This window comes from Streptomyces sp. NPDC006687, from assembly GCF_040636215.1.
Classification (GTDB): domain Bacteria; phylum Actinomycetota; class Actinomycetes; order Streptomycetales; family Streptomycetaceae; genus Streptomyces.
Genome location: NZ_JBEYJJ010000004.1, coordinates 67,082 through 90,023 on the forward strand (window position 1 = coordinate 67,082; position 22,942 = coordinate 90,023).

General features: G+C 70.4%; 16 protein-coding genes. 4 read left to right on the plus strand and 12 right to left on the minus strand.

The features are described from left to right. Positions 1 to 138: 138 nt before the first annotated feature. Positions 139 to 1,269: an LCP family protein gene (locus tag ABZ716_RS06795; protein WP_358957179.1), complete on the plus strand. Its 1,131-nt coding sequence runs from the start codon at positions 139 to 141 to the stop codon at positions 1,267 to 1,269. On the opposite strand, the gene ABZ716_RS06800 is transcribed toward ABZ716_RS06795, so the two are convergent. The 11 genes from ABZ716_RS06800 to ABZ716_RS06850 all read right to left on the minus strand — a co-directional run bounded on the left by ABZ716_RS06800 (position 1,266) and on the right by ABZ716_RS06850 (position 17,457). After that, on the minus strand, positions 1,266 to 2,768 hold the full coding sequence (locus ABZ716_RS06800) for an amino acid permease (protein WP_358957181.1): 1,503 nt from the start codon (positions 2,766 to 2,768) through the stop codon (positions 1,266 to 1,268). The genes ABZ716_RS06795 and ABZ716_RS06800 overlap by 4 nt on opposite strands. Before the next feature lie 99 nt (positions 2,769 to 2,867). Further along, the gene (gene dxs, locus ABZ716_RS06805) at positions 2,868 to 4,784 is read right to left on the minus strand and encodes a 1-deoxy-D-xylulose-5-phosphate synthase (protein ID WP_358957449.1); all 1,917 of its coding nucleotides are present in this window, start codon (positions 4,782 to 4,784) and stop codon (positions 2,868 to 2,870) included. Between the two features lie 252 nt (positions 4,785 to 5,036). Then, a complete protein-coding gene (locus tag ABZ716_RS06810) occupies positions 5,037 to 6,296 on the minus strand; it encodes a sugar ABC transporter permease (protein ID WP_358957451.1) in 1,260 nt (419 codons plus the stop codon). Positions 6,297 to 6,325: 29 nt separating this feature from the next. Then, the gene (locus ABZ716_RS06815; RefSeq protein ID WP_351891807.1) at positions 6,326 to 7,114 is read right to left on the minus strand and encodes an ATP-binding cassette domain-containing protein; all 789 of its coding nucleotides are present in this window, start codon (positions 7,112 to 7,114) and stop codon (positions 6,326 to 6,328) included. A 206-nt stretch (positions 7,115 to 7,320) separates the two neighbouring features. Further along, positions 7,321 to 8,427 carry a substrate-binding domain-containing protein gene (locus tag ABZ716_RS06820; protein WP_358812154.1) on the minus strand — a complete coding sequence of 369 codons (1,107 nt, stop codon included), beginning with the start codon at positions 8,425 to 8,427 and terminating at the stop codon, positions 7,321 to 7,323. A gap of 128 nt (positions 8,428 to 8,555) precedes the next feature. Continuing rightward, positions 8,556 to 9,770 carry an ROK family transcriptional regulator gene (locus tag ABZ716_RS06825; RefSeq protein ID WP_358812155.1) on the minus strand — a complete coding sequence of 405 codons (1,215 nt, stop codon included), beginning with the start codon at positions 9,768 to 9,770 and terminating at the stop codon, positions 8,556 to 8,558. 193 nt (positions 9,771 to 9,963) lie between these two features. Next, positions 9,964 to 10,890, minus strand: coding sequence for a carbohydrate ABC transporter permease (locus ABZ716_RS06830; RefSeq protein WP_358812156.1), 927 nt, complete (start codon positions 10,888 to 10,890; stop codon positions 9,964 to 9,966). Positions 10,891 to 10,902: 12 nt separating this feature from the next. Next, the gene (locus tag ABZ716_RS06835) at positions 10,903 to 11,847 is read right to left on the minus strand and encodes a sugar ABC transporter permease (RefSeq protein ID WP_358957184.1); all 945 of its coding nucleotides are present in this window, start codon (positions 11,845 to 11,847) and stop codon (positions 10,903 to 10,905) included. A gap of 39 nt (positions 11,848 to 11,886) precedes the next feature. Next, positions 11,887 to 13,311, minus strand: coding sequence for an N-acetylglucosamine/diacetylchitobiose ABC transporter substrate-binding protein (gene ngcE, locus ABZ716_RS06840; protein WP_358957186.1), 1,425 nt, complete (start codon positions 13,309 to 13,311; stop codon positions 11,887 to 11,889). 218 nt (positions 13,312 to 13,529) lie between these two features. Further along, on the minus strand, positions 13,530 to 16,247 hold the full coding sequence (gene acnA, locus ABZ716_RS06845; protein ID WP_358957189.1) for an aconitate hydratase AcnA: 2,718 nt from the start codon (positions 16,245 to 16,247) through the stop codon (positions 13,530 to 13,532). A 217-nt stretch (positions 16,248 to 16,464) separates the two neighbouring features. Then, on the minus strand, positions 16,465 to 17,457 hold the full coding sequence (locus ABZ716_RS06850; protein WP_358957192.1) for a LacI family DNA-binding transcriptional regulator: 993 nt from the start codon (positions 17,455 to 17,457) through the stop codon (positions 16,465 to 16,467). A 156-nt stretch (positions 17,458 to 17,613) separates the two neighbouring features. Here ABZ716_RS06850 and ABZ716_RS06855 point away from each other — a divergent pair, with 156 nt between their 5' ends. Continuing rightward, positions 17,614 to 19,506 carry an amidohydrolase gene (locus ABZ716_RS06855; protein WP_358957195.1) on the plus strand — a complete coding sequence of 631 codons (1,893 nt, stop codon included), beginning with the start codon at positions 17,614 to 17,616 and terminating at the stop codon, positions 19,504 to 19,506. Positions 19,507 to 19,655: 149 nt separating this feature from the next. Next, positions 19,656 to 21,185, plus strand: a complete 1,530-nt coding sequence (locus ABZ716_RS06860) for a UDP-N-acetylglucosamine 1-carboxyvinyltransferase (protein ID WP_351891788.1) — start codon at positions 19,656 to 19,658, stop codon at positions 21,183 to 21,185. A gap of 69 nt (positions 21,186 to 21,254) precedes the next feature. On the opposite strand, the gene ABZ716_RS06865 is transcribed toward ABZ716_RS06860, so the two are convergent. Continuing rightward, positions 21,255 to 22,331, minus strand: a complete 1,077-nt coding sequence (locus ABZ716_RS06865) for a helix-turn-helix transcriptional regulator (RefSeq protein WP_358957198.1) — start codon at positions 22,329 to 22,331, stop codon at positions 21,255 to 21,257. A gap of 202 nt (positions 22,332 to 22,533) precedes the next feature. On the opposite strand from ABZ716_RS06865, the gene ABZ716_RS06870 reads away from it, so the two are divergent. Next, positions 22,534 to 22,755, plus strand: coding sequence for a hypothetical protein (locus tag ABZ716_RS06870; protein WP_358812162.1), 222 nt, complete (start codon positions 22,534 to 22,536; stop codon positions 22,753 to 22,755). The last annotated feature ends 187 nt before the right edge of the window (positions 22,756 to 22,942 follow it).

The following is a 22,942-nucleotide window of genomic DNA, read 5'->3' on the forward strand; positions in this document are numbered from 1 at the left end:
GCAACCCTTCCCCTGCACCTCAATTCGAACTGGAGCAGGATACCCCGGGGGTCCTCCGGCGGGTTCCGGCGTCTATCTTGGAGCGCGCGCTCCCGCCGCGCGCCCCCGTCACCCGTTCGGAAGGACCGGTCCCCGGGCATGACCGCAGACGCCACCGCCACCGCCACGACCACCCCGGAACCCCCGCAGAAACCGGCCCGTTCGCGCGCGAGCCGGATCCGCCGGGGGCTGGCCTGGACGGCGGCCGTCCTCGTCCTCGGCTCGGCCGGGGCCGGCTGGTGGGTCTACAGCCACCTGGAAGGCAACATCGACAGCGTGGACCTGGACCGGGCGATCGGTACGGACAACCGCCCGCCGAAGGTGGTGGAGAAGGCCCAGAACGTCCTGGTGCTCGGCTCCGACTCGCGGGCCGGGGCCAACGGCGAGCTCGACCACGGCAACGTCAGCGGGGCCCGCTCCGACACGGCGATGCTGGTCCACATACCCGAGGGCCGGTCCCGGGCCACCGCGGTGAGCATCCCCCGCGACACCCTGATCACCCGGCCCGAGTGCAAGGACGAGGACGGCAAGACCGTACCCGGGGCCGACCGGGTCATGTTCAACTCCGTCTACTCGGTGGCCGGTCCGGCCTGTGTGGTCAAGACCGTCGAGCAGCTGTCCGGGATCCGCGTGGACCACTTCGTGGAGGTGGACTTCGCCGGGTTCAAGGGCCTGGTGGACGCCCTCGGCGGGGTCACGGTCACCCTCGACCAGCCGATGACGGGCGCGAAGGGCGGCCTCAAGCTGGACGCGGGCACGCACCGGCTGAACGGCACGGACGCGCTGAAGTTCGTACGGACCCGCTACGGCTACGGCGACGGCAGCGACCTCGGACGCATAGGGCTCCAGCAGCAGTTCATGCTGGCCATGCTCGCCGAGATCAAGAAGCAGGACGCCCTCGGCAACCCGGCCCGGCTCTACAAGCTGGCCGACGCCGGCACCAAGTCCCTGACCACGGACTCCGACCTGGCCTCGCTCAGCGCCCTGGCCGACTTCGCGCAGAGCATGAAGGGCGTGGACCCGTCCACGATGGAGACCATCATGCTGCCGGTGGCGTACGACAAGGTGGACCCGAACCGGGTGGTGATCGCCCAGGAGCAGGCGTCCCAGCTGTGGGAGGCCCTGCGCACCGACCAGAAGGTGCCCGCGTCGGCGAAGGACTCCCCCGCCAAGGGCGGCTCGGGCGCCAAGCCGAAGTCCCCGGCGCCCGCGCCGTCCCCGTCGGCCTAGCGCCTGACGCCCTCGGCCGCCGCCTGGGCCAGCCGGCTCTTGCGGATGCCGTACAGGAAGTAGACGACGAGCCCGATCACCATCCAGACCCCGAACCGGACCCAGGTCTCGGCCGGCAGGTTGAGCATCAGCCACAGCGAGGCCGCCATCGAGAGGATCGGGACCACCGGCACCCACGGGGTGCGGAAGGACCGGTGCAGGTCGGGGCGGGTCTTGCGCAGGATCATCACGCCGAGGGCCACGATGACGAAGGCGAACAGGGTGCCGATGTTGACCAGTTCCGCCAGCTTCTCCAGCGGGGTGAACCCCGCGACCACGGCGATGATGACGCCGAGCAGCACGGTGGCCCGGTAGGGGGTGCGGAACTTGGGGTGGGTCACGGAGAAGACGCGCGGCAGCAGCCCGTCACGGCTCATCGCGAAGAACACGCGGGTCTGGCCCAGCAGCAGGATCATGCACACCGTGATCAGGCCGACCGCCGCCCCGAGGCTGATGGCACCGGAGAAGAACGGCTGGTCCACGGCTCTGAACGCCTCGGCGAGCGGGGCGTTCGGTGACATTTCCTTGTAGGACTGCATGCCGGTGACGACCACGGTCACGGCGACGTAGAGCAGGGTGCAGACGAGCAGGGAGCCCAGGATGCCGCGGGGCATGTCCCGTTGGGGGTTCCTGGTCTCCTCGGCCGCGGTGGCCACCACGTCGAAGCCGATGAAGGCGAAGAAGACGAGGGAGGCGGCGGTGAAGATGCCCATGACGCCGAAGTTGGTGGGCTGGTAGCCGAACATCAGCTGCACCAGTGGCGCCGTCTCCCAGTTGCTCCCGGCTTTCTGCGCCTGGGCCGGGGGGATGAACGGGGAGTAGTTGTCGGCCTTGATGAAGAACGCGCCCGCGACGATGACCAGCAGCACGACCGTCACCTTGATCGCGACGACGATCGCGGTGATCCGGGCCGACAGCTTGGTCCCGATGACCAGGATCGCGGTCAGCACCAGGACCAGCAGGAACGCCAGGAGGTCGAAGCTGCCGCCCTCGTCGCGCGCGGTCAGCGCGGCGGGCATGTCCCAGCCGAGGTTCGTGTGCATCAGGTGGCGTACGTACCCGGACCAGCCCACGGCCACGACGGCGGTGCCGAGGGCGAATTCGAGGACCAGGTCCCAGCCGATGATCCAGGCGGGCAGTTCGCCGATCGAGGCGTACGCGAACGTGTAGGCCGAGCCGGCCACCGGGACGGTGGAGGCGAACTCGGCGTAGCACAGGGCTGCCAGGCCGCAGACGACGCCCGATACCACGAAGGAGAGCGCGGTGGCGGGCCCGGCGTTGTTGCGGGCGGCGATGCCCGTGAGGACGAAGATGCCGGTACCGATGATGACGCCGACACCGAAGACGGTCAGGTCCCAGGCGGAGAGCGATTTGCGGAGCGCGTGCTCCGGCTCCTCCGTGTCCCGGATGGACTGTTCCACCGTCTTGGTGCGGAACGGGCTGTTCAGGTCCGAGCTCACCGACGCACCTCCCAAGAAGTACGCAAACGGGCCGGGAGGCCCACCCCTCAAGAGTGATCTCCCGGCCCGTGACCTGCAACCGCGCGCCCGCTGCCCGGGCTAGTCGACGGTGGCGGCCGGCTCGTTCTCGTAGCGGCCGTCCAGCTTGGCGACCAGGCCGGTGACCTGGCGCGCGATGTCCGGGGCGGTCAGGCCGATCTCGGCCATGATCTCCTTGCGCAGCGCGTGGTCGAGGAAGCGCTGCGGGATGCCGAAGTCGCGCAGCGGCACGTCCACGCCCGCGTCCCGCAGGGCCTGCGCGACGGCGGCGCCGACACCGCCGGTGCGGCCGTTGTCCTCGACGGTGACCACCACCCGGTGCCGCTCGGCGAGCGGGGCCAGGGCCTCGTCCACGGGCTTGACCCAGCGGGGGTCGACCACGGTCGAGGAGATGCCCTGCTTGTCGAGGAGACCGGCGATCTCCAGGCACATCGGGGCGAGCGCGCCGACCGAGACGATGAGGACGTCGGGCCGGGTGACCTCGGGGGCCGGGGCGCGCAGGACGTCCATGCCGCCGGCCTTCCCGACGGCCGGGACGGCCGGGCCGACGACGCCCTTGGAGTAGCGCACGACGGTGGGGGCGTCCTTGACCTCGACGGCCTCGCGCAGCTGGGCGCGCAGCTGTTCGGCGTCGCGCGGGGCGGCGAGGCGCAGCCCGGGGACGACCTGGAGGATGGACATGTCCCACATGCCGTTGTGGGAGGCGCCGTCGTCGCCGGTGACTCCGGCCCGGTCGAGGACGAAGGTGACCCCGCACTTGTGCAGGGCGACGTCCATGAGGACCTGGTCGAAGGCGCGGTTGAGGAAGGTGGCGTAGACGGCGAAGACCGGGTGGACGCCGCCGGTGGCCAGGCCGGCCGCGGAGGTGGCCGCGTGCTGCTCGGCGATGCCCACGTCGTAGATCCGGTCCGGGAAGGTGTCCGCGAACTTCTTCAGGCCGACCGGGTGGAGCATGGCCGCGGTGATGGCCACGATGTCCTCGCGCTCGTGGCCGAGCTTCACCATCTCGTCGGCGAAGACGGAGGTCCAGCTGGCGGCGGCGGTCTTGACGGGCAGGCCGGTGTCGGGGTGGATCGGTCCGATGCCGTGGAAGCGGTCGGCCTCGTCCTGCTCGGCGTGCGTGTAGCCGCGGCCCTTCTGGGTGAGGCAGTGAACGATGACCGGGCCGCTGAAGCGCTTGGCGCGCGTCAGGGCGGACTCCAGGGCCTCGATGTCGTGGCCGTCGATGGGGCCGATGTACTTCAGGCCGAGGTCCTCGAACATGCCCTGCGGGGCGATGAAGTCCTTGAGGCCCTTCTTGGCGCCGTGCAGGGTCTCGAAGAGCGGCTTGCCGACGACCGGCGTGCGTTCCAGGAGCTCCTTGCCGCGGGCCAGGAAGCGCTCGTAGCCGTCGGTGGTGCGCAGGGTGGCGAGGTGGTTGGCGAGGCCGCCGATGGTGGGGCCGTAGGAGCGCTCGTTGTCGTTGACGACGATGACCAGCGGGCGGTCCTTGGCGGCGGCGATGTTGTTCAGCGCCTCCCAGGCCATACCGCCGGTGAGGGCCCCGTCGCCGATGACGGCCGCGACGTGGTGGTCCTCGCGGCCGAGGACCTCGTTGGCCTTGGCGAGGCCGTCGGCCCAGCCGAGGACCGTCGAGGCGTGGGAGTTCTCGATCACGTCGTGCTCGGACTCGGCGCGCGAGGGGTAGCCCGACAGTCCGCCCTTGGAGCGCAGCCCGGCGAAGTCCTGGCGGCCGGTGAGCAGCTTGTGGACGTATGCCTGGTGCCCGGTGTCGAAGAGGACCTTGTCCTTCGGCGATTCGAAGACCCGGTGCAAGGCGATCGTCAGTTCGACCACGCCGAGGTTGGGGCCGAGGTGCCCGCCGGTCTTGGAGACGGCATCGACCAGGAAGGACCTGATCTCGGCGGCGAGCTGAGTCAGCTCCTCCTGGCTGAGCCGGTCCAGATCGCGCGGTCCCTTGATGCGGGGCAGCAGCACCCGTGCCTCCTTGCAGTTGCTGGCTGGTCTGTCGAGTCTAATGTTCCGCTCGCGGGCGGAATCATCGGGCGGCACCGGGAGCGGCACGCCCTTTGTCATACCTGTACACCTCGCGGCGTACTCACACCTCCCAAACGGACGTATGACCGCACATGCATACGTGCATATGTACGCACAGGTGCCCGGTGCCACACGCAGTGGCACCGGGCACTGTGACGGGTCTTACCGTCCGGGCGACGCCCGGACGCGCGGTCAGGCGCGTCCGGCGGTCTTCTGGGTCTTGCGGGTGACCGAGTCGATGACCACGGTGGCGAGGAGCACCGCGCCGGTGATCATGTACTGGATCGGGGTCGCGATCCCTTCCAGGGCCAGACCGTACTGGATGGAGGTGATGACCATGACGCCGAGGAGGGCGTTCCAGGTGCGGCCGCGGCCGCCGAAGAGGCTGGTGCCGCCGATGACGGCCGCCGCGATGACGTTCATCAGCAGGTCGCCGGCGCCGGCGCTCTGGTTGGCCGCCGCGATCTTGGAGGCCCAGAAGAGGCCGCCGATGGCGGCGAAGGTGCCGGAGATGGCGAAGACGGCGATCCGGATGCCGTTGACGTTGATGCCGGCGCGGCGGGACGCCTCGACGCTGCCGCCGAGGGCGAAGACGTTGCGGCCGAAGGTGGTGCGGCGCAGGACGAAGTCCGTGGCGACCAGCGCCAGGACGAAGAGCACCACCGCGAGCGGCAGGCCCTTGTACTGGTTGAACACCACGGCCGGGCCGAAGGTGAACACGGCCAGCAGGCCCGTGCGCAGCAGGATCTCGCTCAGCGGCCGCGAGGGGACCCCGGCGGCCTCCCGGCGGCGGTTGTCGAAGTAGGCGGACAGGAAGTAGGCCACCGTGGCGAGGCCCGCGAGGCCGTAGCCGGCGGCCACGTCCGAGAAGTAGTACGTGGTGAGCTTGCCGACCACGCCGTCGGGGTCGAGGTTGATGGTGCCGTTGCTGCCGAGGATCTGGAGCATGGCGCCGGACCAGAACAGCAGGCCGGAGAGGGTGACCGCGAAGGCGGGGGCGCCGATCTTGGCGAAGAAGAAGCCGTGGAGGGCGCCGATGAGGGCGCCGCCGGCGACCGCGGCCAGGATCGCGACCCATTCGTTGACGCCGTGGGTGACGGCGAGGACGGCGACGATCGCGCCCGAGACGCCGCTGACCGAGCCGACCGAGAGGTCGATCTCGCCGAGCAGCAGCACGAAGATGATGCCGACGGCCATCATGCCGGTGGCGACCATCGTGATGGCGATGTTGGAGAGGTTCTCCGGGGAGAGGAAGTTGGAGTTCAGCCCCTGGAAGATGCCCCAGATGATGATCAGGCCGAGGACGACCGGGATGGAGCCCAGGTCGCCGGCCTTCATCTTGCGGCCGAACTCGCTCAGGTAGCCGGACAGGCCCTGCTCGCGCACGAGCAGGCGCGGGTCCACCACGGGTATCGCGTCCGCCGGGGCGGACGGGTTGGCCAGCTTGGCCACGTCCTGCGCCGAGGTGTGGTGTTCGGTGCTCACTTGCGGGCCTCCCCGGTGCGGGCCGCCCGGCGGGTCACGGCGTTGTCCGTGGCCCCGGTGATGGCGGAGATGATCTCTTCCTGCGAGGTGTCGGCGACGTCGAAGACACCGTTGTTGCGGCCCAGCCGCAGCACCGCCACCTTGTCGGCGACGGCCTTCACGTCGGCCATGTTGTGGCTGATGAGGATGACGGCGTGGCCGCGCTCGCGCAGCCGTTCGACCAGGTCGAGGACCTGGGCGGTCTGCTCGACGCCGAGGGCGGCGGTGGGCTCGTCGAGGATCACGAGCTTGGGCTCGCCGAGCATCGAGCGGGCGATCGCCACGGTCTGGCGCTGGCCGCCCGAGAGGGAGGCGATGGGGATCCGGACGCTGGGGATCCGGATGGACAGGGTGGTCAGGAGCTCGCGGGCGCGGCGCTCCATCTCCACCTCGTCGAGCACGCCGTAGCGCTTGAGCTCGCGGCCCAGGAAGAGGTTGCCGACGACGTCGATGTTGTCGCACAGCGCGAGGTCCTGGTAGACGGTCGCGATGCCGAGGTTCTGGGCGTCGTGGGGCTTGCCGATGGAGACCGGGCGGCCCTCCCACTCGATGACCCCGTCATCGATGGGGTGCACGCCGGCGATCGTCTTGACCAGCGTGGACTTGCCGGCGCCGTTGTCGCCGACCAGGGCGACCACCTCACCGGAGTGGATCTCGAGTTCTACGTCGGTCAGGGCCTGGACGGCGCCGAACCGCTTCGAGACCCCTCGCAACGCCAGCACGGGCGCAGCGGACACATGAACCATCTCCTTCGCCGCCTGACCGGCGGGGATGTCGTGCAAAAGAGCAGGAGCGGGGCGGATGGGGATATGAGGAAGAAAAGGCGGAACAGAAAGACGAAACGTTTCTGCCGGGCGCCCCGCGGGTGGCGGGGGCATGAGGGGCGGGGCGCCGGGCAGGGCGGGGAGGGCCGCTTCTCCGCTTCCGGGCGGAGGGAGGCGGCACGGGGGGCCTACTTGAGGCCGAGGGTGGCGCAGGCGGCCGCGTACTTGTCGGTGCAGATCTCGTCGACCGTGTAGACGCCGTCCTTGACGACGGTGTCCTTGATGTTGTCCTTGGTCAGGGAGACGACCGGGATCAGCACGGCGGGGACACCCTTGGTGGTCGGGCTGTCGACCTTGTTGTTGATGATGTCGTCGGCCTTCTTGCCCTGGGCGAGGGCGACGGCCATCTCGGCGGCGGCCGCGGCCTCGGGGGCGTACGGCTTGTAGACGCTCATGAACTGCTCGCCCGCCACGATGCGCTGGACACCGGCGAGTTCCGCGTCCTGGCCGGTGACGGGGGGCAGGGGGCTGAGGCCGGCCGCCTTGAGGGCGGTGATGACACCGCCGGCCATGCCGTCGTTGGCGGAGTAGACGCCGACGACCTTGTCCTTGCCGAGCGCGGAGAGGGCGCCCGCCATGTTGGTGTTGGCGTTCTCCGGCTTCCACTCCTTGGTGTCGTACTCCTTGCCGATGTTCACCTTGCCGTCCAGGACGGAGTGCGCGCCCTTCTTGAACAGCGCGGCGTTCGGGTCGGTGACGGAGCCGTTCATCATGACGATCTGGCCGTCCTTGGCCTTGTCGCCGAGGGCCTCCAGCAGGGCCTTGCCCTGCACCTTGCCGACCTCTTCGTTGTCGAAGGAGGTGTAGCCGTCGATCGGGCCCTCCGCCAGGCGGTCGTAGGCGACGACCGGGATGCCGGCGTCCTTGGCCTTCTTGACCGAGCCCGCGATGGCCTTGGCGTCCACGGCGTCGACGATCAGGACGTTCACCTTGTTGGTGATCATCGTGTCGACCTGGGAGTTCTGCGTGGTCGCGTCCTGCTTGGCGTTCGCGTAGACCACCTGGGCCTTGCCGTTGGTCAGATCGGAGATCTTCTTTTCGATCAGCGGCTTGTCGAACTTCTCGTAGCGCGCGGTCTGGTTCTCGGGCAGGAGCAGACCCACCTTGATGGCGTCACCGGCGGCCGCGGAGCCGGAGGGCTTCTTCTCGCCGCCCCCCGCTTCCTTGGCGCTGCCACAGGCGGCCAGCGAGACGGCCATGGCGCCGGCGGCCACGGCCACGGCGGTTCTCCGCATACGCGTGTTCATGAAGTGAACCTCCCTGACGAGGCCGCACCGTCGCGGCCGAGGTGGTGTGAGTCAACCCCGGCCGCGATTTGCCGTCAAGGAGTGAATCCTTAACGAGATGACAACGGAGTCATCCGTTATCTAAATGAAGACAGGACAGCGGGGGCGCGCACTCCACGTCCATTTTCCGCCAAAACCGTCGAATCGCCCATCTCGCTGAGTACGAGGGCGAGTGCGCCGAGTACCTCCGCACGAGCGCCCAGGGACCCCGTCAGCACCGACAGCTGCCGCGCGGCGCTGGGGATCGCGTACCGGCCCACGGACTCGCGGATCGGCGCCAGGACCAGCTCACCGGCCTCCGCGAGCGAGCCGCCGAGGACGATCCGGCTGGGGTTCAGCAGGTTGCAGAGGCTGGCGACACCGCTGCCGACGTGCCGGCCCACGTCGGTGATGACCCGCCGGCAGCCCGGGTCGCCCTCCCGGGCCAGCTCGACCACCTTCTCCATCGTCAGCTCCGGCCCGTGGCTGCCCTGGAGCAGGGGCAGCACGTAGCGGGCGGCGGCGAAGGTCTCCAGGCAGCCGCGGTTGCCGCAGCGGCAGACCGGGCCCGACTCGTCCAGGGTGATGTGCCCGATCTCCCCGGCGGTGCCGCCGGGCCCCCGGTAGATCTGCCCGTTGATCACCAGGCCGGCGCCCACACCGCTGGCCACCTTGATGTACGCCAGGTCGCGGACCCCGCGCCCGCTCCCCCAGACGAGTTCGCCCAGCGCGCCGAGGTTCGCGTCGTTGTCCACGTGGACCGGGACGCCGAGACGCTGGGAGAGCTCCTGGCGCGGGTTGATCCCGGCCCAGCCCGGCAGGATGGCGGTGGAGCCCAGGGTTCCGGACTCCACGTCGATGGGCCCGGGGACGCCGAGCCCGACGCCGATGACCTTGTCACGGGCCACGCCGATCTGCGCCACCAGCCGTCCGACCAGCGCTTCCGCCCGGTCGAAGCCGTCCACCCAGGAGGCGTCCACGTCCAGCGGCTCGGACTCCTCGGCCAGCACCTGGTGCGCGAGGTTGCCCACGGCCACCCGCAGGTGGGTGTGGCCGAAGTCCACCCCGATCACGATGCCCGCGTCCCCGCTGAGCGAGACGCTGCGCGCGCGCCGGCCGCCGGCGGAGGTGTCGGTGACCTCGACGGTCCCGCCCTCCTTGAGCTCGCGGACGATGTTGGAGACCGTGGCCGCCGACAGTCCGGTCGTCCGGGCGATCTCCGCCTGGGTCAGCGAACCCGCGAGGCGCACCGCCCGCACGACCCGTTCGAGATTCGCGCGATGCAGCGAGGACTGCGATCCGGGAGTCTGCACGACTCATCCACTCCTGCCCATGAACGACGGCCAGCCGTCGCCCCCCGGCCGGCCGTCGCGCGGCAGCGCGCTCCGGGACTCCGGCCTCTCTCCAACTTGTGAACCTTAAGTCGAGCCTTTGGCCCCGGAGACGTCAAGACCCTGAGACAGAACAAAAGAGACACAGTCGGCTATAAGGCCCGACCCTCCCAGGTTACTTAAGGGTGGCGGAGGTCAGGCCCGCCTGGATCTGCCGCTGGAAGGAGAGGTAGACCACCAGCATCGGGATCATGGCGATGGTCACGCCGGCGAAGAGCACCGGCAGGTCCGTCTCGTAGCCCATCTGGTACTGGAGCTGGATCAGGCCCTGCGTGAGCATGTAGCGCTCGGGGTCCGACCCGCTCTGGGGCTGCATCAGCACGGAGGGCAGGATGTACTGGTTCCACTGGCCCAGGACATTGAATATCCCCACGCTGATCAGGCCGGGCTTGGCCATCGGCAGCATCACCTGGAAGAAGATCCGGGTGTCGGAGGCCCCGTCGATCACCGCCGCCTCGTGCACCGCCGTGGGCAGGGTGCGGAAGAAGGAGTGCATGAAGAAGACGGTGAAGGGCATCGAGTAGGCGATGTAGACCAGGATCAGGCCCTGGTAGGTGTTGAGCATGTCCAGCCGCTTGACCATGAAGAACAGCGGGACGAGCGCCAGGAACACGGGGAACATGGCCCCGCTGACGAAGAAGTAGTAGATGATCCGGTTCCCCGGGAAGGGGTAGCGGGCCAGGACGTACGCGGCCATGGAGCCCAGCAGCATGGTCAGCGGGACGGAGACGGCCAGCACGATGAGGGTGTGGCCGAAGTAGCCGCCGATGCCCTTGTCCCAGGCCCGGCCGAAGGCGTCGAAGTGCCAGTGGGAGGGCCAGCTGAGGGCCGAGGCGCCGATCTGGGAGTCCGTCTTGAAGGAGCCGAGCGCCAGCCACACCAGGGGCAGGACGATCAGGACCGCCCAGACGGCGAGGAAGCCGTGGGAGAAGACGTTCAGCACCATGCCGTCGGAGCGGGCCTTGCGGCCGCCCGCGGGGCGGCCGCCGCCCCGCGGCCGCTCGGCGGCGGGCTCGCCGGGTGCCTTGATCACTGTGGTCATCGGGACTCCCGCTCAGAACTCGATGCGCTCGCGGCGGGTGGCACGCAGCGTGACGACGGAGAGGATCATGGTGAGCAGCAGCATCACGACGCCCATGGCGCAGGCGTAGCCGCTCTTGCCGAAGTACAGGAAGTTGCGCATCAGCACGGTGGCCATGACCTCGCTGTGGTGGTCCGGGCCGCCGCCGAACTGGCCGGAGGTCATGGTGGACACCAGGACGAACATGTCCATGGCGGCGATGCCCAGGTAGACCGCCGAGGTCTGTACGGAGTCCCACAGCAGGGGCAGCGTGACCTTCAGGAAGGTCTGGGCACGCCCGGCGCCGTCGAGCAGGGCGGCCTCGTAGATGTCCTTCGGCACGGACTGCATGGCGGCGGAGAAGAGGACCAGGTAGAAGCCGACCCCGTGCCAGACCACCACGAGCAGCAGGCACGCCAGGACGAGGTTCGGCTGGTTGAGCCATTCGACGGGCCGGGCCGGGTCGACCAGGCCGGCTTTGGCGAGGAACCCGTTCAGCAGGCCGCCCGTGTCACTGCGGTACACCGCTCCGAAGAGGACCGCGAGGATGGCGAGGGAGAGCACCTGCGGGAAGAAGTAGACGATCTTGTAGAAGCCCGAACCGCGGACGCCCCGCACCCCGCCGGCCCCGCTGCGCCCTCCCGCGTTCACCATGAAGGCGAAGAAGAGGGCGAGCAGGATGGTGATGACGGGGACGGACACCAGGAGCAGCAGGTTGTGCCAGAGGGCTCCGCGGAAGACCTCGTCCTCCATCAGGGCCGCGTAGTTCTCCAGGCCCACGAAGTCGAAGGTCGGGGACTGGCCGGACCAGTTGGTGAAGGAGTAGCCGAACGTCTGGACGTACGGCCAGATGACGAAGGTTAGGTACAGGGCGAGCGGCAGGAAGAGGAAGCCGACGATGAAGCCGGTCCGTCCCCTGCCGCGGGCTGCTTGGCTCATGGTGTCCGTCCCTGGGGGGCCGCCGGTGGGCGTGGGGGGTCAGCTGCGGTGGTTGTTCTTGGCGTTCGGGTCCTTGGCTGCCTTGTCCACCGCGGCCTGCGCCCGCTTGATCCACTCCTTCGGCTGGATGCGCTGGGCCATCAGCTCATTGGAAGCGTTCTGGATCTCGTTGTCCATCTCGCTGTACCAGTCGGGGTACAGGTAGTTGAAGGTGTTCTCCCCGGCCGCCTTGACGGCGGCCACGGCCGACCGGGTGCCCGGGCGGAGCTTGACGGAGGGGTCCACGCCGTCCTTGACGACGGTGAGCGAGTTGGCCTGCTGAGCGAAGACGGTCGACCATTCGCGGGAGAGCATGGAGCGCAGGAACTCCAGGCCGCCGGCCTTGTTGGCGGCCTTCTCGGGGACGACGAACGCCTCGTTGGCGCCGGCCCGGATGGCGGTGAAGGGCAGCTTGCTGTCGGCGAGGAGCGGGACCGGCAGGAACGTCATGTCGAAGTCGGCCGGGGTCTGCTTGAGCTGCTCGTTCTCCAGCCAGGACCCGGAGGGGATGAAGACCGCCTTGTACTGGTTCCAGGCGGTCTGTGACTCCGTATGGGTGAGCCCGTTGGTGCCGGGCATCAAGTAGCCCTTCTCGACCACCTCGTAGACGGCCTCGACGGCGGCCAGGGCGGCGGGGTTGCCCTCGAAGGCGTTGGGCTCCAGGTTGTCGATGGCCTTCATGGCCTCCAGACCGCCCTTCTTGGCGATCAGGTCCATGATCACGACGTTGATGTAGTACGGGTACTTCCCCTGGTGGGCCAGGCCGCCGATGCCGGCCTCCTTGGCCTTGGCGCAGATGGCCAGGAACTCGTCCCAGGTCTTGGGCTCGCTCCAGCCCTTCTCCTTGAAGAGCTTGCCGGAGTACCAGAGGCCGAAGACGGTGTAGACGTAGTTCAGGGCGACGAACTTGCCGCCCTGGGTGCCCTGTTGGACCGTGCCGGGGATCAGGGTGTCGCGGATCTTCTTGGCCGGGTCGTCGAGCGAGGGGGCGTCGAGGAGGGCGGTCAGGTCGGCGAGCTGGTTGCCCTTGGCGAGGACGTCGATCTTGATCATCTGGGCGCCGGAGTCGTTGAGGACGTCCGGCGGGCTGCCCGCGTTGAACCGGGGCTGGAGCTTGGCGGCGATCTCCTGGGTGGCCAGGTGGGAGGTGGCGGTGCCCCACTTCTTGTCGAAGGCGGCCTCCCACGCCTTGGCGTAGTCGTCGCCGAACCCGCCCTTGAAGATGACCACGTCGAGCTTGCCGCCGTTGGCCAGGCCGAAGGGGTTCTCCTTGGACACGGCCCCCTGGCCGGGGCCCTTCGTGGTGCCCCCGCCGCCGGAGGCGCAGGCGGACAGGAAGCTCATGGTCGGCACGGTGATCAGTCCGAGCGCTGCGGAGCGCTTGATCAGATCACGGCGGCCGAGGCCCTCACCGGTGGATCCCATGCTCAAGTCCTCGCCTTCGTCAGGAGTGGGGCACAGGTATAGTCCACTTCCGCTCCGCTCAGCAAGATCGTGCGCACGGATCGTTCCCGGCTTTTCCGAGTTGAGACCTGTCCGTCATCTGGAACCTCCGGCCCAGAAAGCGGAAGGGCCGTACCCCCTTAACGGGGATACGGCCCTATGGTGCCGACTGACGGCGGATCACTCCGCCTGGCGCGCCCTTAGCCGCGGATGAGGTTCCGCAGGACGTACTGCATGATGCCGCCGTTGCGGTAGTAGTCGGCCTCGCCCGGCGTGTCGATGCGGACGACCGCGTCGAAGGAGACACCGGTGTCGGTGGTGACCTTGACGGTGCGCGGGGTGGTGCCGTTGTTCAGCTCCTCCACACCGGTGAAGGAGAAGGTCTCCTCGCCGGTGAGGCCCAGGGAGGCCGCGGTGGCGCCCTCGGGGAACTGCAGGGGCAGGACGCCCATGCCGATCAGGTTGGAGCGGTGGATGCGCTCGTAGGACTCGGCGACGACGGCCTTGACGCCGAGGAGCGCGGTGCCCTTGGCGGCCCAGTCGCGGGACGAGCCCGAGCCGTACTCCTTGCCCGCCAGGATGACCAGCGGGATGCCGGCGGCCTGGTAGTTCTGCGAGGCGTCGTAGATGAAGGAGACCGGCGCGTCCTCCTGGGTGAAGTCCCGGGTGAAGCCGCCCTCGGTGCCCGGCGCGATCTGGTTGCGCAGGCGGATGTTGGCGAAGGTACCGCGGATCATGACCTCGTGGTTGCCGCGGCGGGAACCGTAGGAGTTGAAGTCGCGGCGCTCGACGCCGTGCTCCGTGAGGTACTTGCCGGCCGGGGTGTCGGCCTTGATCGCACCCGCCGGGGAGATGTGGTCGGTGGTGACCGAGTCGCCCAGCTTCGCCAGCACGCGGGCGCCGGCGATGTCGGAAACCGGGGTGGTCTCCATCGTCATGCCCTCGAAGTAGGGGGGCTTGCGGACGTAGGTGGACTGCGGGTCCCACTCGAAGGTCTTGCCGGTCGGGATCGACAGCGCCTGCCACTGGGCGTCGCCCGCGAAGACGTCCTGGTAGGACTTGTTGAACATGTCCTCGCCGATGGCGTTGGCCACGACGTCGTTGACCTCGGCCTCGGAGGGCCAGATGTCCTTGAGGAAGACCGGGTTGCCCTCGGTGTCGGTGCCGATGGCCTCGGTGGTGATGTCCACCTTCATGGAGCCCGCGATGGCGTACGCGACGACCAGCGGCGGGGAGGCCAGGTAGTTCATCTTGACGTCGGGGTTGATGCGGCCCTCGAAGTTGCGGTTGCCCGAGAGGACCGAGGTGACCGCGAGGTCGTGCTCGTTGATCGCCTTCGAGATCTCCTCGTCCAGCGGACCGGAGTTGCCGATGCAGGTGGTGCACCCGTACCCGACGAGGTTGAAGCCCATCTTGTCGAGGTACGGGGTCAGGCCGGCCTTGTCGAAGTAGTCGGTGACGACCTTCGAGCCGGGGGCCAGGGTGGTCTTGACCCACGGCTTGCGGGTCAGGCCCTTCTCGACCGCCTTCTTGGCCACGAGCGCCGCGGCGACCATGACGTAGGGGTTCGAGGTGTTGGTGCAGGAGGTGATCGCGGCGACGGTGACGGCGCCGTGGTCGATCTCGAAGGAGGTGCCGTCGGCCAGGGTGACCGGGGTCGGCTTCGACGGGGTGCCGTTCGGGTGGTTCGCCGGGGCGTCGGAGGCCGGGAAGGACTCGATGCCCGCCTCGTCCACGTCGTCGACGTAGTTGCGCACGTCCTGCGCGAACTGCTGGGCGGCGTTCGCGAGGACGATGCGGTCCTGCGGGCGCTTGGGGCCGGCGATGGACGGGACGACCGTGGAGAGGTCGAGCTCCAGCTTCTCGGAGAAGTCGGGCTCGGCCTTCGGGTCCAGCCAGAGGCCCTGCTCCTTGGCGTACGCCTCGACCAGCGCGACCTGCTGGGCGTCGCGGCCCGTCAGGCGCAGGTACTTCAGGGTCTCTTCGTCGATCGGGAAGATGGCGGCGGTGGAGCCGAACTCCGGCGACATGTTGCCGATGGTGGCGCGGTTCGCGAGGGAGGTGGCGGCGACGCCCTCACCGTAGAACTCGACGAACTTGCCGACGACGCCGTGCTTGCGCAGCATCTCGGTGATGGTGAGCACCAGGTCGGTGGCGGTGGTGCCGGTCGGCAGCTCGCCGGTCAGCTTGAAGCCGACGACGCGCGGGATCAGCATGGAGACCGGCTGGCCGAGCATGGCGGCCTCGGCCTCGATGCCGCCGACGCCCCAGCCGAGCACGCCGAGGCCGTTGACCATGGTGGTGTGCGAGTCGGTGCCGACGAGGGTGTCCGGGTACGCCTGGCCGCCGCGGACCATGACCGTGCGGGCCAGGTGCTCGATGTTGACCTGGTGGACGATGCCGGTGCCCGGGGGGACGACCTTGAACTCGTCGAAGGCGGTCTGGCCCCAGCGCAGGAACTGGTAGCGCTCCTTGTTGCGGCCGTACTCCAGCTCCACGTTCTGGGCGAACGCGTCGTGGGTGCCGAACTTGTCGGCGATGACGGAGTGGTCGATGACCAGCTCGGCCGGGGCCAGCGGGTTGATCTTGGAGGGGTCGCCGCCGAGGTCCTTCACGGCCTCGCGCATGGTGGCGAGGTCCACGACACAGGGCACGCCGGTGAAGTCCTGCATGATCACGCGGGCCGGCGTGAACTGGATCTCCTGGCTGGGCTGCGCCTGGGAGTCCCAGCCGCCGAGCGCCCGGATGTGGTCGGCGGTGATGTTCGCGCCGTCCTCGGTGCGGAGCAGGTTCTCCAGCAGGACCTTCAGGCTGTAGGGAAGGCGCGCGGCGCCCTCGACCTTGTCCAGCCGGAAGATCTCGTACGACTCGTCGCCCACCTGCAGCGTGCTGCGGGCGTCGAAGCTGTTCGCCGACACGACAGTCTCCTTCATGCATGATTTCGCGCGTATTACCGCATCCTGCCGCCACGCCCTGGGGCCAATCCGCCAAGGTAAGGCTAAGTTAGGTAGTCCTTACCCATGGGGGCGGCTGCGGTACGCCTTCGGCAGATATCTCGATGTCGAGATAACTCTAGTACATGGCCGCGCCTGGGGTCAGCACGCCACCGCTGCCGCACATCTCGTCACCCCGCGCTCAACGAACGGACGAGGTCCGCTGGAGCAGGGTCGCCGGGACGACGAGCCCGCCGGGGGCGGCGGGGTCGCCCGGCTCCAGCAGGGCGACCAGGGCCGACACCGCCGCTTCGGCGAGGGCCTCCGGGTGGAGGGTGAGCGTGGTGACCGGGGGCCGGCAGTCCGCGTACGCCGGGTCCTCGCTCGCGCAGACCAGCAGCAGGTCCGCCGGTACCGACAGGCCGTGCCGGGCCGCGGCGGCCAGTACCTGGCGGCCGCCGGGGTCGTAGAGGCAGTACACGGCGTCGACTCCGCCCCCGGCGAAGACCCGGTCGAAGGCGTGGCCGGGGCCGTCGTGGGGGTCGAAGCGGACCGGCAGCGGGGTGCGGCCGCGGCGGGCGCACCAGTGCCCGTACGCCTCGGTGACGGCCCGGGTGTAGTGCTCGTCGCCGAAGCCGGCGTGCAGGGCGATACGGCGGGCCCCGGAGGCGGCGAGGTGGTCGAGCACCTCGTGGGTGGCGGCGGTGTGGTCGTTGTCCACCCAGACCTCGCCCGGACGGGGGTCGGCGGGGCGCCCGTCGAAGACCAGCGGGATGCCCCGGGCCCGCAGGGCGCGCAGCACCGGGTCGTCGTGGGGGCTGTCGAGCAGCAGCATCCCGTCCACCGCGAGGTGGTGCCAGGAGGTGGCGGCGCCGCGGTCGGCGGGCAGGGTGGTGAGGGCGTAGCCGTGGGCGTGGGCGGCGGCGGTGGCCGCGGTCAGCCAGCGGGAGAAGTAGGCGACGGCCAGGTAGTTCCAGGGGGAGCCGGCGAAGGTGGTCACGGCCAGGCCCAGGGTGCGGGTGCGCGGGGCGCGGGGGGCGCCGTAGCCGAGGCCGGTCGCGATCTCGCGGACCCGGCGGCGGGTGCCCTCGCCGAGCCGGCCGGTGCCGTTGAGGGCGTGCGAGACCGTGGCGGTGGACACCTCCGCGGCGCGGGCGATGTCGGCGAGGGTCGGTCCGGGCGGCACGGGGGTCATCGTACGGATCCGGGCGCCGGCGGGGTACGGGCCGGCGTGCGGAATCCGTCGGGGCGGGGGGTACGGGCCGGCGTGCGGAATCCGTCGCCGCGGGCGGGTTCTGGTTAAGGGGTTAATCACCCAGTGTCCTGGCCACAGCCAACCTTTGGAGTGGTCATGACGTCTTCTCTCTCCCGGCGCGGGCTCCTCGCGGCGGCCGGCGCCGCCGGCGCGGCCGGTCTGGTGGGCGCCGGCACCGCCGCCGCCCAGACGGGGCCCTCACGCGGCTCCGCCGCCCTGGTGGTGCACGGGGCGCGGGTGTTCACGGGTACGCCGGGCGGCGCTCCGGCGACGGCCGTCGCGGTCGGCCGCGACGGGCGGATCCTGGCCGTCGGCGGTGACGCGCAGGTGCGCCGGCTGGCGGGCCGGGACACCGAGGTGGTCGACGGGCGCGGCGCCACCCTGATGAGCGGGATCCACGACGGGCACGTCCACCCGCTCAGCGCGGGCGACCGGTCGCTGCGGCCCTCGCTGGAGGGCGCGGAGACGACGGCCGCCGAACTGACGGCGATCCTCACCGGCTTCCTCGCCGACACCGGCGGCGCCGGGGCGGAGCCCGGCACCTGGCTGGTGGTGGAGGACTGGAACCCGGTCGGGCTGCTGCCCGCCGGCACCCTGCCGCACCACGCGCTGCTGGACGCGCTGCCGACCCGCCGGCCGGTGGTCCTGGTCGGCGGTGACGGGCACAACCTGTGGGCCAACCAGCGGGCGCTGGACCTCGCGGGCATCACGGCCGCCACCCCCGACCCGGCGGGCGGCCGGATCGTCAAGGGCGCGGACGGGCAGCCGACGGGCGTGCTGAAGGACGACGCGCAGGAGCTGGTGAAGCGGCTCATCCCGGCGCCCACCCGGGCCGAGCTGGTCGAGGCGTGCGCCAAGGTGCTGGCCCAGGCGGCGGCCTCCGGCGTGACCACGATGATGGACGCCCTGGTCGGACGGCACGAACTGGAGCTCTACCAGGCCCTGTCGGCCGCCGGTCGGCTGCCGCAGCGGATCGTCCCGGCGATCCGGCTGGACGTGGAGCAGACGAAGGACCCGGCGGCCTCGAAGAGCTACGCGCTGGGCCTGGAGCGGGAGTTCCGGGGTGTGGCGGGGCTGCGCTTCGGCACCGTGAAGGTGTTCCTGGACGGGGTCATCGAGTACCCCGCCCAGACGGCCGCGCTGCTGGAGCCGTACCTCGACGCCTCCGGCCGGCCCACCGGCAACCGGGGCGAGCTGTACACCTCGGCCGCCGACTACGGGCGGCTGACCGCCGCGTTCAACGGGATCGGCTGGCAGATGCACGCCCACGGCCTGGGCGACCGCGCGGTCCGTACCGCGCTGGACGGGTACGAGGCCGCGCGCCGGATCACCGGCGCGAAGGACCTGCGCAACACGATCGCGCACCTCCAGCTGGTGGACCCGGCCGACCTGGGCCGGTTCGCCCGGCTGGGCGTGGCCGCCTGCATGCAGCTCCAGTGGGCCTGCGCGGACATCTGGACGGTGGAGGCGCTGCTGCCGTACATCGGGCCGGAGCGGCACCGGCGGATGTACCCGGCGCGCAGCCTGGAGCGGGCCGGCGCCCGGCTGACGGGCGGCTCCGACTGGCCGGTGGACGCCCTCCAGGTGTGGAACCAGCTCCGTACGGCGATCGACCGCCAGGGCGCGTACGGCGCGGGCGCGCTCCACCCGGAGCTGGAGTCCCTGAGCCGGACCTCCACGCTGCGGATGCACACCCTGGGCACCGCCTGGCAGCTGCGCCAGGACGGGCTGACCGGCACGGTGGAACGGGGCAAGGCGGCGGACCTGGTGCTGCTGGACCGGGATGTGACGCGCTGCCCGGTGGCCGACATCAGCGGGACGCAGGTACGGATGACCCTGGTCGGCGGACGCGTGGTGCACGACTCGGGCTCGGCGGCGGGCCGCGCGGCCGCGGCCGGACTGGCCCGTGGCGCGGCGGGCCCGCGCTCCGCCTCGTACACGGCGGTCCACGGCGGCCGCCACCGCGCCTGCGGCTGTACGCAGCACTGAGGCGGCCAGGGGGTGGGGGCGGCGCCCCCACCCCCTGCCCCAGGGCGAGCTGACGGCCGGTAAGCACCTTTTCGCCCGTGTCACCCGTATGGCCCACATCTGCACCGCCCGATTCGATCACCATCTCATATCTGAGATACCGTGCCCCCATGGCAGACGACTACCTCGTACGCATCGGCAAGCTCATCCGTGACGCCCGGCAGCACCGGGGCTGGACCCAGACCCAGCTCGCCGAAGCACTCGGCACCAGCCAGAGCGCGGTGAACCGCATCGAGCGCGGCAACCAGAACATCAGCCTTGAGATGATCGCCCGGATCGGTGAAGCGCTCGACAGCGAAATCGTCTCCCTGGGCTACGCCGGCCCGATGCACCTGCGCGTCGTCGGCGGCCGCCGGCTGTCGGGTGCGATCGACGTCAAGACGAGCAAGAACGCGTGCGTGGCCCTGCTGTGCGCCTCCCTCCTCAACAAGGGCCGTACGGTGCTGCGCCGGGTGGCGCGCATCGAGGAGGTCTACCGGCTCCTGGAGGTCCTCAACTCCATCGGCGTCCGCACCCGCTGGATCAACGACGGCGTGGACCTGGAGATCGTCCCCCCGGCCCGCCTCGACATGGACGCGATCGACGCGGACGCGGCCCGCCGCACCCGCAGCATCATCATGTTCCTGGGCCCCCTGCTCCACCGGATGGACTCCTTCCGCCTGCCCTACGCGGGCGGCTGCGACCTCGGCACCCGCACCATCGAGCCGCACATGATCGCCCTGCGCCGCTTCGGCCTGGACATCACCGCGACCGAGGGCATCTACCACGCGAAGGTCGAGCCCGGCGTCTCCCCCGGCCGCCCGATCGTGCTGACCGAGCGCGGGGACACCGTCACCGAGAACGCCCTGCTGGCCGCGGCCCGCCACGACGGCGTGAGCGTCATCCGCAACGCCTCCTCCAACTACATGGTCCAGGACCTGTGCTTCTTCCTGGAGGCGCTGGGCGTCAAGGTCGAGGGCATCGGCACCACCACCCTCACCGTGCACGGTGTGCCGGTCATCGACGCGGACGTGGACTACTCCCCCTCCGAGGACCCGGTCGAGGCCATGAGCCTGCTGGCCGCCGCGGTGGTCACCGAGTCCGAACTGACCATCCGCCGGGTGCCGATCGAGTTCATGGAGATCGAGCTGGCCGTCCTGGAGGAGATGGGCCTGGACCACGACCGCTCCGCGGAGTACGTCGCCGACAACGGCCGCACCCGCCTGGTCGACCTCACGGTCCGCCCCTCCAAGCTCGAAGCGCCGATCGACAAGATCCACCCGATGCCCTTCCCCGGGCTGAACATCGACAACGTCCCCTTCTTCGCCGCCATCGCGGCGGTGGCCCAGGGCCAGACCCTGATCCACGACTGGGTCTACGACAACCGCGCCATCTACCTGACGGACCTCAACCGCCTGGGCGGCCGCCTCCAGCTGCTGGACCCCCACCGCGTCCTGGTCGAGGGCCCCACCCGCTGGCGCGCGGCGGAGATGATGTGCCCGCCTGCCCTGCGCCCCGCGGTGGTCGTCCTGCTGGCGATGATGGCGGCGGAGGGCACCTCGGTCCTGCGCAACGTCTACGTCATCAACCGCGGCTACGAGGAACTCGCCGAACGCCTCAACTCGGTGGGCGCCCAGATCGAGATCTTCCGCGACATCTAGCCGGCCGGCCGTTCCCGTCTGCGCCCCCTCTCCGGACACCAGGAGCAGGGGGCGCAGCGTCGTCCGCGGTCAGCCGTCCCCCGCCGGGGGGTCGAGGAGGCCCGTGCGGGTGGCGATGACCGCCGCCTGGAAGCGGCTTTCCGCGCCCAGGCGTTCCAGGATGTCCGCCACGCGGCGGCGGACCGTGCGCAGGGACAGGCCCAGGCGGCGGGCGATGGTCTCGTCCTTGAGGCCGTCCGCGAGAAGGCTCAGCAGGGTGCTGTCGATCTCGCGGGCGGCCTCTTCGAGGGCCTCGGCGCCGAGGGTGGTGGTGTCGACGAAGGCGGTGGCGTGGGTCCACGCCTGTTCGAAGATGCCGCGCAGGTAGGCGATGAGGTGGGGTTCGCGGACGACGACCGCACCCCAGGTGACGGTGTCGGCCGGCAGGAAGGCGACGGTGTCGTCGAAGACGATGAGGCGGCCGAAGAGTTCGTGGGCCGTGCGGTACTCGCCGCCCAGGGCGGTGGCGGCGGCGACGTACGCCTGGGTGGGGCCGTGGAAGCGGACGGCGTGCTGCTGGAGGGTGCGCATGCGGATGCCGCGTGCGAGCAGGGCGCGGTCGCGGACCAGGGCGGGTTCGAGGTTCTCGGGATTGCGCGAGACGTCGCCCGGCTGGCAGGCGATGACCTCGTGGCGGCACCGGTCGGCCTCCTGCTGGAGGAGGGTGTGGACCGCCGTGATGTCGGGCAGCAGCCGGACCGCGTCCGGTTCGGTGCCGTGGACGCCGGGGTGGGTGAGGCGGGTGAAGCGCTGGATGTCCTCGCGCAGGGCGGCCAGGCGCTGCTGGTGGGCGGCGGTCTCGGCGGCGATGCGGGCCTCCACCTCGGCCGTGAGGTCCGCCAGGGCCGCCTGCGGGAGCAGGGCGGTGCCCCGGCGGGGGTCGGCCGGGTCGCGGTGGACCAGGTGCCTTTCGGTCAGCCGGGCCAGGGCGGCTTCGGCCTCCTCGGGGCGGATGCCGAGGCCGCGGGCGAGGTCGTCGGGGGCCGTGCGGCCGTGCGCGCGGACGTGGTCGTACACCCGCCAGTCCGCCGTCGTGCGGTCGGCGGGGGCGCGGGATGCGGGCTCACCGGTACCCGGAAACAGCGCCGCCGTGTCCGTGGGCGTCACACCCGAACCATTCAATATGTCCACTTCGCGCGGTTCCTCCCCCTGTCACCTGCTCATCTGTCACTTTAATGACAGCCGGCACGGCTGTTCCTCAAGGGACACACCAGAAACAATCCTGACAACGGAGCAGTAACGGCGCCCGCGCCCCACAGGGCCTCCGCCGTTCGCGCCTGTTCCCTTCCCATGAACCGAAGGACCCGCCGTGAACCGTCTTCTCCGCACCGCCTTCGGCGCCGTCACGACCGTGACCGCCCTGTGCGCCCTCTCGGTCCCCGCCGTCGCTGCCGGGCAGGCCGCCTCCGCGCCCACCGGCACGTCCTCCACCCGCGTCCAGGCGTCCGGCACCGCCGAGCCGGCCAACACCTCGTGGGGCAACTGCCGTCCCACCCCCACCCACGACTGCAAGCAGTACTACCCCCTCTAGCCACACCGCCCCCACCGGGGCCACCGGCCCCGATGGGGCCGGTACGAGCGTGATCGCACGAGGGACGCGGCGGTCGCCCCGAAGAAACGCCCGGATGGCGCGGCGGTCCGCCGCGCCCCGGAGAAGCCGTCCACGCCAGGCCGTGACCCACCGGCCCGCGATCAGTGGCGTGCCCCTTCCCGGCACC

What these genes read in the sequence shown, in the direction of transcription:
- ABZ716_RS06795 (WP_358957179.1), top strand. Translation starts at nt 139, where the DNA reads ATGACCGCAGACGCCACCGCCACCGCCACGACCACCCCGGAACCCCCG.
- ABZ716_RS06815 (WP_351891807.1), bottom strand. Translation starts at nt 7,114, where the DNA reads ATGGTTCATGTGTCCGCTGCGCCCGTGCTGGCGTTGCGAGGGGTCTCG.
- ABZ716_RS06820 (WP_358812154.1), bottom strand. Translation starts at nt 8,427, where the DNA reads ATGCGGAGAACCGCCGTGGCCGTGGCCGCCGGCGCCATGGCCGTCTCG.
- ABZ716_RS06830 (WP_358812156.1), bottom strand. Translation starts at nt 10,890, where the DNA reads ATGACCACAGTGATCAAGGCACCCGGCGAGCCCGCCGCCGAGCGGCCG.
- ABZ716_RS06835 (WP_358957184.1), bottom strand. Translation starts at nt 11,847, where the DNA reads ATGAGCCAAGCAGCCCGCGGCAGGGGACGGACCGGCTTCATCGTCGGC.
- ngcE (WP_358957186.1), bottom strand. Translation starts at nt 13,311, where the DNA reads ATGGGATCCACCGGTGAGGGCCTCGGCCGCCGTGATCTGATCAAGCGC.
- ABZ716_RS06850 (WP_358957192.1), bottom strand. Translation starts at nt 17,457, where the DNA reads ATGACCCCCGTGCCGCCCGGACCGACCCTCGCCGACATCGCCCGCGCC.
- ABZ716_RS06855 (WP_358957195.1), top strand. Translation starts at nt 17,614, where the DNA reads ATGACGTCTTCTCTCTCCCGGCGCGGGCTCCTCGCGGCGGCCGGCGCC.
- ABZ716_RS06860 (WP_351891788.1), top strand. Translation starts at nt 19,656, where the DNA reads ATGGCAGACGACTACCTCGTACGCATCGGCAAGCTCATCCGTGACGCC.